This is a genomic window from Croceicoccus sp. Ery15 (assembly GCF_020985305.1).
Classification (GTDB): domain Bacteria; phylum Pseudomonadota; class Alphaproteobacteria; order Sphingomonadales; family Sphingomonadaceae; genus Croceicoccus.
In genome coordinates, this window is record NZ_CP087588.1 from 103,625 (window position 1) to 116,936 (window position 13,312).

A 13,312-nucleotide genomic window follows, 5' to 3' on the forward strand; every position below is an offset into this window, starting at 1 on the left:
CGGCGGGTTCAGGGAATTTACGATCATGGAATTCTTCCTTCTCGTCGGTGCGGCGGTCGCGCTGGTCCTGTTGTGGAAGCGGGTCGACCGGCTGGAAGAAGACTTGCGCGAATTGCGCGGCTCTGTCGCGACAGGGCAGTACGAGAAGGTCGGGGCGCAACCGCCGTCACCTGCTCCCGAACCGGCACCGCAACCCGCTCGCGAACCGCGCAAGGCCGCGACGATCGTTCCCAAGGTGGCCCGCATCGCGCCCGCGCTGGCGGCAAAGCCTGCCGGACCGGACGCCGCACCCGCGCCGCAAGCGGCACCCCGGCCTGAACGCAAGGGTTTCTCTTTCGATTTCGAGGAATTGTTCGGCCGCCAGCTGCCCATCTGGGCTGGCGGCATCACGCTGGCGGTCGCGGGGTTCTTCCTTGTCCGCTATGCCATCGATGTCGGCCTGCTCAGCCCCGCGGTGCGCGTTGCGATGGGGCTGGTCTTCGGCTTTGCGCTGATCGCGGGGGCAGAGGCAGCGCATCGTTTCAGGGACCGCGTTGCCGATGTGCGCGTGCCGCAGGCCCTGTCGGGCGCGGGGCTTGCCGTGCTCTATGCCAGCGTGTTCCTTGCGGGCACGTTCTATGGGCTGATCGGCACGGGCACCGCCTTTGTCGGGCTGGCGCTGGTGACGGCGGCGGCCATCGGCCTGTCTTTCCGCTTTGGCCTGCCCAGCGCGGTGCTGGGCCTTGTCGGCGGATTCGCAGCGCCAGCGCTGGTGGGGGCAGAGGAATCGAACCTGCCGCTGCTGGCGTTCTATCTGGCGCTGGTCGCGGGCGGGCTGGGCCATGCGGGCCGTAAACAAGGCGCTCTTGCCGAAGGTGGCGGCTGGGCCGGTGGCGGCTGGCTGGGGCTGGCCGGTATCGTCGGCGGTCTGGGCTGGGGCCTGATCATGTTGATCGCGCAGCCCAGCGGTCCGGGCGATGTCGTCGCAGTCGGCTTTTACCTGCTGGTGCTGGGCGCATTGCTGCCCGCGCTGGTCCTGCCCGATCTGCGCGAAAGCCGCTGGCTGCGGCTGGCGGCGGGGGGCTTTGCCTCGCTGCAAATGGCGGCCTTGCTGGAAAGCAGCGGTTATGAACCTTTGTCATGGGGGCTTTACCTGCTGCTGGGCGCGGCCTTTGCGGGGCTGGGGTGGAAGACCGGTGCGCTGCGCGACGCGGCGGCGATTGCGGGCGGCGTGGGCGCGTGGATGCTGGGTTTCTGGTATCAACCCGACCCCGCCATGTTCGCACTGGTCGGCGCGGCCATGGCGGCGGTGTTCGCGGGCGTTCCGCTGGCGCATCTGTGGCGCGGCGACGCACGCGGAGCGGATGTGGCGGCGCTGGCGGTGATGCCGCTGGCAATCGTTCTGGCCGGACAATGGCATTTCGGCGGTTTCGGCGCATCGCGCGAAATGCTGCTGGGCCTTGCCGCGCTGGCGCTGGCCGTGGTCCCTGCGGTGGGCGCGTGGCGAGCAGGCGCGCAAAACGGGTGGCGCACGGCATTGCTGGAGGCGTCTGCCGTGCTGACTGCCTATGCGGGGCTGACGCAGATCGTGCCAGAGGATTATCTGCCCTGGATCGCGGCCGTGGCGGCGGCGGCCTTGGCTTTCGGGCTGGCCGGACGGCGCTGGGCCGCGCGCACCGCGCTGGGCGTGGCGCTGGTCTGGGCGCTGTGGCCGCTGGGCTGGTGGGCGGGCGCGTCGGTTGACTCGCTTGCCGGATCGCCCCTGCTGGTCAGCGATCTGCCCGCGCCGCGCGATGTGCTTCTCTACCTCGTGCCGGCAGCGCTTGCGGCACTGGCGGTCGCCGCGAGCGAATCCGGCCGGCTGTCTTCCGCGGCGGCGGCACTTGCGGCGCTGCCCGCAATGGCGGCGGCGCATATCGGGTTCAAGCAGCTCTTCGCGATCCGCGAATGGCACGACCGGTTCCCTGAATGGCGCGAATTTGTCACCTATGGGCTGGCAGAGCGAACCGCGTGGGAAGCGGCATTGCTGCTGGCCGCGCTGGGTGCGTGGCGGATGCGCCATCGCTGGGCACAGGCAAGATTTACGGCAGCGGGTCTGGCTGCGGCGGCTCTGGCGCATTTCGCTTATTTCACCGGACTTGCGCACAACCCGCTGTGGAGCGAGCAGGCCGTCGGGCCGACGCCGGTCGCGAACCTGCTGATCCCCGCCTATGCCATCGGCGCGGCGGCGCTGGTTTTGCTGGGCCGCAGCCTGACCGTGCCCGAAGCGCTACAGCGCCCGCTGCGCGTGGGTGTGGATGCGGCGCTGATGCTGTTGATCGGCATGTTCGCCCTGTCCGAATTGCGACAGGGCTTTGCGGGCACGATCCTGACCGATCCGCCGGTGGGTCAGGCCGAGGATCTGCTGCGCTCTCTGCTGGGGATCGTGCTGGCGGGCGGCTTCCTGTTGTGGGGCGCGCGCAGCGGCACACGCAGCTGGCGCATCGGTTCGCTGGTGCTGATGCTGGTCGCCGTGTGCAAGGTGTTCATCTATGACACGGCGGGGCTGGAAGGGCTGGTCCGTATCGCCAGCTTCCTTGCGCTGGGCTTCAGCCTGATCGCGATCGGCTGGTTCTATTCGCGGATCCTGCGGGTTCCGGCAGGGGATGCTATGCCTGCGTCCCCGCCCGATCCCGCCGCAGCCGCGCCCGGTTCCAGCGAAGCGAGCTGATAAAGGCCAGACCGATCAGCACCGCGCCGATCAGGCCGGTCACCACCTCGGGAATGTGATATTCGACGTTCAGGAACATGATCGTGGCCAGCGCAAGGATCGCGTAGAACGCGCCATGTTCCAGAAAGCGATATTCGCTCATCGTGCCCTGATGGACGAGGTAGATCGTCATCGACCGCACGAACATCGCACCAATGCCAAGGCCGATGGCGATGACGAACAGGTTGGTCGACAGCGCAAAGGCCCCGATCACCCCGTCGAACGAGAAGCTGGCGTCGAGCACTTCGAGATAAAGGAACGATGCCAGCCCCGACCGCGCCGCCGCCTCGGTCGTGCCTTCGGGCGCGCCAAGGATGTCGCCGATCATTTCCACCCCGATAAAGGTGACCAGCCCGAACAGGCCCGCGGTGATGAAGGTCAACCGCTCGTCCCCCTCCAGCATGGTGGAGGTGCCCCATATGGCGAGGATCATCACCCCGATCTCGAACGCCTGAAGCCGCCCGAATTTCGCCAGCGGTTCCTCTATCATGCGGATCCAGTGGATTTCCTTGTCCGCGTCGAAGAAATATTTGAGGCCGACCATGCCCAGAAACGCGCCGCCGAAACCCATCAGTCCGGTATGCGCATCGCCCATGATCGCGGCGTATCGCGCCGGTTCGTTGATCGCCAGCATCAGCGCGCCCCACGGGCCGAGCGAGGCGGCAATGGCGACGATCACGATGGGGAACACGATACGCATGCCGAACACGGCGATGGCGATGCCCCATGTCAGGAAGCGGTGCTGCCATTTCGGGTCCATGTCCTTCAGCACGGTGGCGTTAACCGCCGCATTGTCGAATGAGAGCGAGGTTTCCAGTACCGCCAGCACGCAGCAGATCCACAGGATCGACAGCATCCCTTCGACCGTGCCGGTATATTCCCAGCCGACAAAGGCGCCCAGCGCCAGCGCCACGACGGTAAAGATGATCGATCCGGTGAAATGCTTGAGCAAGGGGAAGCGGCCTTATGGGGGAAAGAATCAGCGCGGGCCATGACGCCCGCGCGCGGAACCGTCATTGGATAACGGCCGTCTAGATATAGACGGCACGCGACAGATCAAGCGCGCCGGGGGCTGCACGGTTCCCCATTCGCCGACAAGCGGGCAATCAGGGGGCGGGATCGGCGCCTTCGGCCATCCATGCGCCGCCCAATGCCTTATACACCGCGACGGCGGCATTGGCGGCCTCCAGCCGGGCGGTGGCATGGGCCTGTTGCCGCGCCAGATGGTCCAGCCGCGCCGCTTCCAGTGTCAGCCGGTCATCCTCTCCGCCCGCGAAGCGCTGTGCGGCGAGGTCGAACGCCTGTTGCTGCGCGGCGGCGGCACGGGCGGCGGCATCCTCGCGCTTGCGTGCTTCCAGAAAGCGGTTGATCGCGCCCTCGCTGTCCGACAGCGCATTGGCGACGGACTGGCTATAGGCCGCGGCGGCGGCATCGGCCCCCGCGTCGGCAGCGCGGATGCGGGCGCGGATCTGGCCGCCGGCAAAGACCGGCCAGCTGAAACTGGGCCCGATGGCAAAGCGGGTGGAGGCCGGATCGAACAGATCGCCTGCGTTCTGCGCCTGCGTTCCCAATCCGCCCGTCAGCGAGAAGCGCGGGAACAGATCGGCGGTCGCCACGCCGATTTGCGCGGTGGCGGCGGCCAGTTCGCGTTCGGCCTGCCGCACATCGGGGCGGCGGCGCAGCAGGTCGGATCGCAGCCCGACCAGAATGTCCTGCGGCGCGTCGGGAATGGGGGCAGGCGCGCGCAATTCGGGCACGATGTTTTCGGGCGGCAGGCCCATCAGCGCCGCAAGGCGATAGGCCGCGCCAGCCTCTGCCGTGCGGGCCTGCGCGGCAGCGTCAGCGGCGCTGGCTGCTTCGGCGCTGGCGGCTTCGGCGTCGATCCGGCTTGCCTCGCCCGCGAGGTAAAGCTGGCCGGTCAGCGCGGCAAGCCCGGCGCTCGCTTCCTCGCGCTGTGCGGCCAGCGCCGATGCGCGCTGGGCGGCGCGCAAATCCATATAGCTGCGCGCGATTTCTCCCGTCAGCTGGACCAGCGCGTCCTGATAGGCGGCCTCGGCGGCACCGGCGCGGGCGTTGGCGGCCTCGCCCTCCCGCGTGCGCCGGCCCCACAGGTCGATTTCCCAGCTGGCATCGAAACCAAGGTCGAACAGCCCGTATTCGGGGTCGAAGCCGGGGAACTGGCCGATGGGCAGAAACCCGTTTTCGCTGATGCGGTTTTCGGTGGCCGACCCGCTGGCTGACACTTGCGGCAGGCGCTGGCCCAGCACGGCATCGCGATTGGCCCGCGCCTCGGCCAGCCGCGCGCGTGCCTCTGCCAGTGTGGGGGCATCGGCCATGGCGCGGGTGATCAGCGCGCTGAGTTGCGGATCGCCGAACCGGTCCCACCACGCAGGCTGAACCGCGGCGTCGTTCGCCCGTTCGCTATCGGCCTGTTCGATCCACGCGTCCGACACGCGCATTTCGGGCGCTTCGTAATCGGGTCCGACGGTGCATCCGGACAGCAGCGTGGCACCGGCCAGAAACGGGAAAAGGGGGCGGAACATTCGCATTCACTCCATGCGCGCGCGGAACAGCCAGCCCGATACCGATATGGTCACCACGCCGATCAGCACCAGCGGCCACAATAATGGCAGCATGTCGGCGGCGGGCATGGCTTTCAGGAACTGGCCGATCGAGATTTCGAGGAAATAGCGCGCGGGGTTGATATAGGTGATGGTCTGCAACCAGCCGGGCATGTTCTCCAGCGGGCTGGCGAAACCGGACAGAAGAATGACCGGAATGGTCGCCACGAACGATCCCAGAAACGCCTGTTGCTGGGTGGTCGACAGTGACGACACGAACATGCCCAGCCCGACCAGCGAGACGAGATAGACCGACAGGCCGACATAGAACCACGGGATCGATCCGGTGAACGGCACGCCGAATACCAGCGGTGCAACCACCAGATAGACGGTGCCGTTGAACAGCCCCACGCAGAACGGCGGCACCATCTTGCCGATCAGTATTTGCGGCACCGTCAGCGGGCTGACCATCAGCTGGTCGAACGTCCCCATCTCCCGCTCGCGCGCGACGGTCTGGGCGGTGACCGACAGGCCCGCGACCGATACGATCACGACCAGCAGGCTGGGCATGTTGAACCAGATATATTCCAGATTGGGATTGAACCAGTTGATCGCGACCGCCTGCTGCGGCGGAGCGGTAGAGGCGGGGCGCAGTTCCAGACCGGCGTCGGTGGCGATCTGCGTCAGGTAACCGCCCACGATCTGCGCCGCGTTCGACCGCCTGCCGTCCAGCACGACGCCGACGGTCGCGGGCTCGCCGCTGGCGACGCGGCGGTCGAAATCCTCGTCGATGACCAGCGCGGCCAGCACTTCCTGCCGGTCGATCGCGCGGCGCAGATCCTCTGCCGAATGCAGGCGCTTGATCTCGTCGAATGTTTCCGCCCCCGCGATCCGCTGGACCAGTTCGGTGCTGGCGCTGCCGCTCGACCGGTCGAGCACGCCGATATCGACATTCTCGACCTGCAAGGTCACCGCAAAGCTGAAGATCAGCAACTGGATCAACGGCGGCAGGACCAGCGTGATGCGCCCTTTGGGATCGCGCAGCAGGGCCCAGAATTCCTTGACGATCATGGCTTTCAAGGCGCCGCTCATCAATCGAGGCTCCGTTTCGTGACCATGATGCACAGCGCGAAGAAGCCTGCCCCGAACAGCAGCATGATGCCGACATTGGGCCAGATCATCGGCCAGATATCGCCCGCCAGAAACACGCTTTGCAGCAGCGGCACGAAATAGCGTGCGGGCACGATATAGGTGATCGCCTGAATGATCGTGGGCATCGACGAAATCTCGAACATAAAGCCCGAGAGGAGGAAAGTCGGCAGGAATCCGGTCAACAATGCGACCTGGCTGGCAACGAACTGGTTCTTGGTCGCTGCCGAAATGAACAGCCCCTGTCCCAGCGCGGGCATCAGATAGGCCATGGCGATCACCATCAGCGCAAGGATGGACCCGCGCAGCGGCACGCCGAATACGGTGACGGCCAGCAATGTGCATAGCACCATCGATGCCATGGCCAGCACGAAATAGGGCACGATCTTGCTGATCAGGAATTCGGCCATATGCATGGGGGTGGCCATCATCGCCTCCATCGTGCCGCGTTCCCATTCGCGCGCGATGACAAGGCTGGTCAGCAGCGTGCCGATCATGGTCATCACGATGGCAATCGCGCCCGGCACCAGAAAATTGCGGCTGGTGAGCGAGGGATTGTACCAATAGCGCAGCGACAGCTGGACCGGCGGGCTGGCATCGACGCCTTTCGCCGGGGCCTCGTTCGCCATCCATGTCGACAGCAGCCCTTCGGCATAGGCGCGGGTGAAATTGGCGGTATTGGGCATCGACCCGTCGGCGATGATCTGCACCGGCGGCGGATGGCCCCGTGCATAGCCGCGCCCGAAATCCTGCGGGATGACGACGATGCCGCGAATCTCGCCGCTGACCATCCTGTCCTTCAACGGCTGGACGCTGCGCGCGGTGATCACTTCGAAATTCGGATTGTTCTGATAGGCGCCCGCCAGCGACAGGGCAGGGGCGCTCGAATCCTCTATCGCAATGCCGATGCGGGTGTGGGTGGAATCGAGGTTGAGTGCATAGCCGAACAGGAACAGCAGCAGCAGCGGCAGGATAAAGGCGATCAGGAAGGTCGAGGGATCGCGCATGATCTGCGCGATTTCCTTGGCGATCATCGCGGCCAGCCTGCGCTTTTCGACGGGCATGCTCATACGGATTCGCTTTCGGCGCGTTCGCGGCGCGCGTCGCTGGCCTCGATCATGGCGATAAACGTGTCTTCCATCGTCGGATCGTCGAGCGTTGCCATATCGGCGGCCTGCGCCTTCAATTCGTCAGGCGTGCCGCTGGCGATCTGTTCAGAACGATAGATCAGCGTGATCGCGTCGCAATATTCGGCCTCTTCCATGAAATGGGTGGTGACCAGCACCGCCACGCCCTTTTCGACCAGACCGTTGATATGCATCCAGAATTCGCGCCGAGTGACGGGATCGACCCCGCTCGTCGGCTCGTCCAGAAACAGCACGGGCGGTTCGTGCAGCACGGCGGCGGCCAGCGCCAGACGCTGCTTGAACCCCAAGGGCAGCGTACCCGCGGTCGCTTTCATCCGGTCGCCCAGTTCGAAAATATCGGTCACCCGTTCGACCGCACGCCGCGCCTCGCGCCCTTCAAGCCCATAGGCACCGGCAAAAAAGTTCAGGTTCTGCGCCACCGACAATTCGCCGTAGAGCGAGAATTTTTGCGCCATATAGCCCAGCGCCGACCGCGCCTTGCCGCCCGATGTGCGCAGATCGTGCCCCGCCACCGCGCCCGAACCTTCGCTGGGGGTTAGCAGGCCGCACAGCATCTTGAAGGTGGTAGATTTGCCCGCGCCATTCGGTCCCAGCAGGCCGAAGATCGAGCCATAGGGCACGGTAAAGCTGACATCGCTGGCGGCGGTGAAATCGCCGAATCTCCGGGTCAGCCCCTTGGCCTCGATCGCGGGCGCTTCGTCGCCCTCGATCATGCGATAGGCCTCGGCCAGCGCGCTGGTGCCCTTTGGTCCGCCGCCCAGTCGTTCGATAAATCCGTCCTCGAACCGTGGCTGCGCGGGGACAAGGTCAAAGCCGGTTTCGCGCGCCAGCTCGTCCGGCGTTTTCAGCAGCAGGCGGACCGAGCGGCCCTGTATCGTGCCATCCAGCACGCCGTCGCGGTCCAGCATCTGGGTCAGCACATGGCGGCGGCGCCCTTGAAATCCCGTCAGCCGCACGACGCGCCGGTCGACCGATCGAGTCAGCCCGGCCGGCTCGCCGCTGAACAGCAATTCGCCCTCGCTCAGCAGATAGACGTGATCGCATTTCTCCGCCTCGTCCAGATAGGCGGTGGACCACAGCACGCCCAGACTCTGTTCATCGGGCCCATCCGAAATCAGTTCCTGCACCATGGCCCAAAGCTCGCGGCGCGAGATCGGGTCGACGCCTACGCCCGGTTCGTCCAGCAGCAACAGGCGCGGCGTTTTGACGAGCGCGCAGGCAAGGCCCAGCTTTTGCTTCATCCCGCCCGACAGCGCCCCTGCCAGCCGGTCGCGGAACCGCGCCAGATCGGTAAAGGCGAGCAGCCGGTCGAACGTCTCGGCGCGCTGTTCATCGGGCAGGGCGCGCATTTCGGCATAGAGGTCGAGGTTCTGCTGGACGGTCAGGTCTTCATACAGGCCGAAGCGCTGCGGCATGTAACCGATCTGCTCCATATCCTTGCCCGGCGCATCGCCCAGCACGCTGACCGAACCCGCGTCGGCGGCCATCAGCCCTGCCAGAATGCGGATCAGCGTCGTCTTGCCCGCGCCGTCGGGACCGACAAGGCCGGTGACCCGTCCCGTCAATATGTCCAGCGACACGCCGTTCAGCGCCGGTTTCTCCGCGCCTTTGAAATTCTTCACCAGCCCGTCGGCGCGCGCCACCGTGTTGGGCGCGACGGTATCGGGGGAAGCTGGGGGCTTCGCGCCCGACATGATCAGTCCTCCGCCGCCGGACGGGCCGCGGGGATCGATACGGTGACGGGCTGGCCCTGCCGCAATCCCTGATCGGGATTTTCGACGACGATGCGCAGGCGATAGACCAGATCGGTGCGCAGATCCTCGGTCTCCACCGACTTGGGCGTGAATTCGGCTCGCGGCGAGATATAGCCGATGGTGCCCTGATAGGTCTTGGGATTGCCGTCCGCCGTCACCTCGACCTTCATGCCCGGATTGATCCGCGCCATATCGGTCTGCGCGACATAGGCGCGCACCCGCAACGGTCGGTCGATGGCAATGGTAAAGGCGTTGAGGCCGGGGGAGACAAGGCTGCCCGGTTCGATCGAGCGCGTGACCACCGTGCCTGCCAGCGGCGCGGTCAACCGCGTGTAATCGAGATCGGTGTCGATGGCCGCACGTGATGCCTTCGCCGCTTCAAGCTGGGCGCGGGCAGCGGCAATATCCTCGGCACGCGGGCCTTCCTGTGCCAGCGATGCGCCCTGGCTCGCCTCGGCATATTGCGCCTCTGCCGTGCGAAGGGCGGTGACGGTCTTTTCCCATGCGGCGCGGCTGATCGCCCCCGATTCGACCAGCGGCTTGCGGCGGTCGTAGTCGGCCTGCGCATCATTAAGCGCGGCGCGCGCGGCGGTTTGCTGCGCATTGGCCTGCCGGATTTCCTGCGGACGGCTGCCTGCCTGCAATTTCGCCAGCTGCGCGCGTGCCTGCGCCAGTTGCGCATCCGCCTGCGCCAGCCGGTCCTGCGCCTGACTGGGGTCGAGCACGGCCAGAAGCGTGCCCTTTTCGACCCGCTGGCCCTCTTCCACCGGCACTTCGGCCACGCGGCCCGATGCCTGAAACGCCATATCGACCTCTCGGATATCGACATTGCCGTAAAGGGTGAGGGGGCCACCACCGCCCCTGAACAGGCCGAAGCCCGACGTGGCAAGGGCGATCAGCACCAGCGCGGCGATGGCGATACCGGCAATCAGGCGGCGGTTCATGTCAGTTATGCTCCGGTTGGGCGGAAAGGATGCAACGCGTATTGGCGACGAAGCGTTCGATCAGAATGTCGGCAGTGGCGGGATCGATTTCGGAAACGTCCATCACGCGGCAGACCGATGCCCGCGCGGTACGCAGCATCAACGCCTGACCCCACAAGGCTACGGCGCAGGTACGCGCGTCGTTTTGCGAGAAATCGGCACGTGCCCGGCGGATCAGGCCGATAGCCATGCAGAGCAGACGCTCCATCACACCGGTCCAGATACGCTCGAAAGCCTCCGTCGGCTCGTGCTGTTCGCGTACGATGAAATAGGACCAGTTTTCGGATTTGGGATCGAGCATGATCCGGGCAAAGGTCGACAAAAGCGCGCATAATGTGTCGACGGCCTGTTCGGGCGATTGGGGGGGATTGGCCTCGATCGCTCTGACCTCGGGCTCGAACCGTTCCGCCACGCAGGAGGCGATATGGTCGGCGCAGGCCAGATACAGCCCTTCCTTGCCGCCGAAATGATAGGTGATCGACGACATCGCCGTATCCGCCTCTTTCGCGATGGCGCGGGTGGCGGCACCGGCAAAACCCAGCCGCCCGAAATGGGCGATGGCGATATCGAGCAGAACGTCCTTCATCGGCGCGACTCGTTAATTCGTTCGATCGAACAAGTAAAGGGCGGCAAAGCCGCGCGGCCACGAATCGCTGCGCGGCAGGGCAGGCCCGTCCCCGGCATAGTGAACAAATATGTCAGTAATTTGGGGTGATGGTTTTTCCGCCTGTGCGCCCTGTCGGCGCGGCGGAAGAAGTTTGGTCGGGACGAGAGGATTCGAACCTCCGACCCCCACACCCCCAGTGTGATGCGCTACCAGGCTGCGCTACGTCCCGACCGGAGAGCGGCCCTATAGTCGGGCATTTCGGCAAGCGCAAGGCCAGTTACGACCAGGCCGCTGCTGTTTTTCCCAAAGTGCCCACAAGCCGCGCTGCACCGCATGTTTGCCACCTGTGCGCAATGCTGCTAACCGCCCCTGCCATCATTGGCGTGCGGGGCCACACGGCCCTGTGCGCGATTCCCTTTTGCGAAAGCATCGGTTCTTTTTTCATGACCAGCACTCTTCTGTTTCTTGCCGCCGCACCCGCCAACGCAGGCCCGCCCGTTTGGACCAATTTCGTCCTGCTGGGCGGCATGGCACTGATCTTCTGGTTCCTGATCCTTGGCCCGCAGCGCAAGCGGATGAAGGAACATCAGGCCAAGGTCGCGGGCCTTAAAAAGGGTGACCGCGTCGTCACCGCGGGCGGCATCATCGGTAAGGTGGTGAAGCTGGACGACGATTACGTCGATCTGGAACTGGCACAGGGCGTGCGGGTCAAGGCCGTGCGCAACACCATCGGCGACGTGATTCCCGCAGGCAGCGCCACGCCCGCGAACGACTGAGGCCGCTTCGATGCTCGACTTTCCCGTGTGGAAGCGCGTCTGGCTGTGGGGCATCACCCTGCTGGGCGCGCTTTTGGCCGTTCCCTCGATCGTGATGCTGGCGGGCGGTGCATGGCCGTCCGGTCTGCCCGATCCCGAAATCAATCTCGGCCTCGACCTTGCCGGTGGCAGCCATATCCTGCTTGAGGCAGAGACCGACGAGGTTCTGGGCCTGCGCCTGACTTCCATGGAAGAGGAAGTGCGCAATGCCATGGGCAAGGCGGGCATCGGCATCGGCGATATCAGCCGCGAGAACGGCCGCCTGACCTTTATGCTGGAAGAGGCAAGCGACGTCGACGCGGCGCGTGAACAGCTTCTTCCCATGATCGAAGGCGTCGGCCTGACGGGGCAACGCGATTGGGACCTGTCGGTGATGGACGGGCAGCGCATGGTGCTGACCCCGACCGGCGCGGGGCTGACGCAGGCCGTCGAGAACGCGATGGATACCGCGACCGACGTGGTCCGCCGCCGCATCGATGAGCTGGGCACGCGCGAACCGACGATCATCCGGCAGGGCGACAACCGCATCGTGGTGCAGGTACCCGGCCTGCAGGACCCCGAAGCGCTGAAGGAATTGCTGGGCCAGACGGCGAAGCTGGAATTCAAGCTGGTCGATACATCGGCCCTGCCCGACCAGATCGCGCAGGGCATTGCCCCTCCGGGCAGCCAGATCCTGCCCTTCGCGCCCGATGCGAACCAGCAGGGCGTGATCGCCGTGCGCCGCCTTGGCGGGATTCAGGGCGACCAGCTGACCAATGCGCAGCAGGGCTATGACCAGAACGGCGCGCCGGTGGTCAGCATCACATTCAATCAGGAAGGCGGTCGCCGTTTCGCGCAATTGACGACGCAGAACGTCAACCGCCCCTTTGCGATCATCCTCGACGGCGAAGTGCTGTCGGCGCCCAATATCAACGAACCGATTCTGGGCGGTCAGGCGCAGATTTCGGGCGGTTTCAGCGTCGACAGCGCGAACAACCTCGCCATTTCGCTGCGTTCGGGCGCGCTACCTGTCGATCTGGCGGTGGTGGAAGAGCGCACCGTCGGCCCCGACCTTGGCGCCGATTCGATCGAACGCGGCGTGCTTGCGCTGATCATCGGCGGCGTCGCGGTGCTGGTGTTCATGGTCGCCACCTATGGCCGCTTTGGCCTCTATGCCAATGGCGCGCTGGTGCTGAACGTATTGCTGATCCTTGGCATCATGGCGCTGCTGGGATCGACCCTGACGCTGCCGGGTATTGCCGGTTTCGTGCTGACCATCGGTACGGCGGTCGACGCCAATGTGCTGATCAACGAACGCATCCGCGAGGAACGCCGACGCGGCCGCCGCGTGGTGCAAGCGGTCGAGGTCGGCTATCGCGAGGCGCAGCGCGCCATTTTCGACGCCAATATCACCAATGTCATCGCGGGCGTGCTGCTTTTCCTGTTCGGATCGGGCCCGATCCGCGGCTTTGCCATCGTTCTGATCATCGGCATCGTCACCTCGGTCTTTACCGCGGTTGTGCTGACGCGCATGTGGGTCGCAGGCTATCTGCGCCGCAAGCGCCCCGCCGATCTGCATATTTAAGGG

Annotated in this window: 10 protein-coding genes and 1 tRNA gene; 3 read left to right on the forward strand and 8 right to left on the reverse strand. The window is 65.5% G+C overall.

What is annotated here, in order from left to right; genetic code table 11:
• The first annotated feature begins 25 nt into the window (after window positions 1–25).
• Window positions 26–2,689 carry a DUF2339 domain-containing protein gene (locus LOZ77_RS00600; RefSeq protein WP_230280373.1) on the forward strand — a complete coding sequence of 888 codons (2,664 nt, stop codon included), beginning with the start codon at window positions 26–28 and terminating at the stop codon, window positions 2,687–2,689.
• Here LOZ77_RS00600 and LOZ77_RS00605 read toward each other — a convergent pair.
• The 8 genes from LOZ77_RS00605 to LOZ77_RS00640 all read right to left on the reverse strand — a co-directional run bounded on the left by LOZ77_RS00605 (window position 2,628) and on the right by LOZ77_RS00640 (window position 11,159).
• Window positions 2,628–3,680, reverse strand: coding sequence for a DUF475 domain-containing protein (locus LOZ77_RS00605; RefSeq protein ID WP_230280374.1), 1,053 nt, complete (start codon window positions 3,678–3,680; stop codon window positions 2,628–2,630). The genes LOZ77_RS00600 and LOZ77_RS00605 overlap by 62 nt on opposite strands.
• 154 nt (window positions 3,681–3,834) lie before the next feature.
• Window positions 3,835–5,271 carry an efflux transporter outer membrane subunit gene (locus LOZ77_RS00610; protein WP_230280375.1) on the reverse strand — a complete coding sequence of 479 codons (1,437 nt, stop codon included), beginning with the start codon at window positions 5,269–5,271 and terminating at the stop codon, window positions 3,835–3,837.
• A 6-nt stretch (window positions 5,272–5,277) separates the two neighbouring features.
• Window positions 5,278–6,381 carry an ABC transporter permease gene (locus LOZ77_RS00615; protein WP_230280376.1) on the reverse strand — a complete coding sequence of 368 codons (1,104 nt, stop codon included), beginning with the start codon at window positions 6,379–6,381 and terminating at the stop codon, window positions 5,278–5,280.
• Window positions 6,381–7,508: an ABC transporter permease gene (locus LOZ77_RS00620; protein ID WP_230280377.1), complete on the reverse strand. Its 1,128-nt coding sequence runs from the start codon at window positions 7,506–7,508 to the stop codon at window positions 6,381–6,383. Before LOZ77_RS00620 ends, LOZ77_RS00615 begins: the two co-directional genes overlap by 1 nt.
• Window positions 7,505–9,280, reverse strand: a complete 1,776-nt coding sequence (locus LOZ77_RS00625; RefSeq protein WP_230280378.1) for an ATP-binding cassette domain-containing protein — start codon at window positions 9,278–9,280, stop codon at window positions 7,505–7,507. The genes LOZ77_RS00620 and LOZ77_RS00625 overlap by 4 nt, the downstream gene beginning before the upstream one ends.
• 2 nt (window positions 9,281–9,282) lie before the next feature.
• A complete protein-coding gene (locus LOZ77_RS00630; protein ID WP_230280379.1) occupies window positions 9,283–10,284 on the reverse strand; it encodes an HlyD family efflux transporter periplasmic adaptor subunit in 1,002 nt (333 codons plus the stop codon).
• A gap of 1 nt (window position 10,285) precedes the next feature.
• Window positions 10,286–10,909: a CerR family C-terminal domain-containing protein gene (locus tag LOZ77_RS00635; protein ID WP_230280380.1), complete on the reverse strand. Its 624-nt coding sequence runs from the start codon at window positions 10,907–10,909 to the stop codon at window positions 10,286–10,288.
• A gap of 173 nt (window positions 10,910–11,082) precedes the next feature.
• Window positions 11,083–11,159 (reverse strand) — tRNA-Pro (locus LOZ77_RS00640).
• 214 nt (window positions 11,160–11,373) lie between these two features.
• On the opposite strand from LOZ77_RS00640, the gene yajC reads away from it, so the two are divergent.
• A complete protein-coding gene (gene yajC, locus LOZ77_RS00645; protein ID WP_230280381.1) occupies window positions 11,374–11,706 on the forward strand; it encodes a preprotein translocase subunit YajC in 333 nt (110 codons plus the stop codon).
• 10 nt (window positions 11,707–11,716) lie between these two features.
• A complete protein-coding gene (gene secD, locus LOZ77_RS00650) occupies window positions 11,717–13,309 on the forward strand; it encodes a protein translocase subunit SecD (RefSeq protein ID WP_230280382.1) in 1,593 nt (530 codons plus the stop codon).
• The last annotated feature ends 3 nt before the right edge of the window (window positions 13,310–13,312 follow it).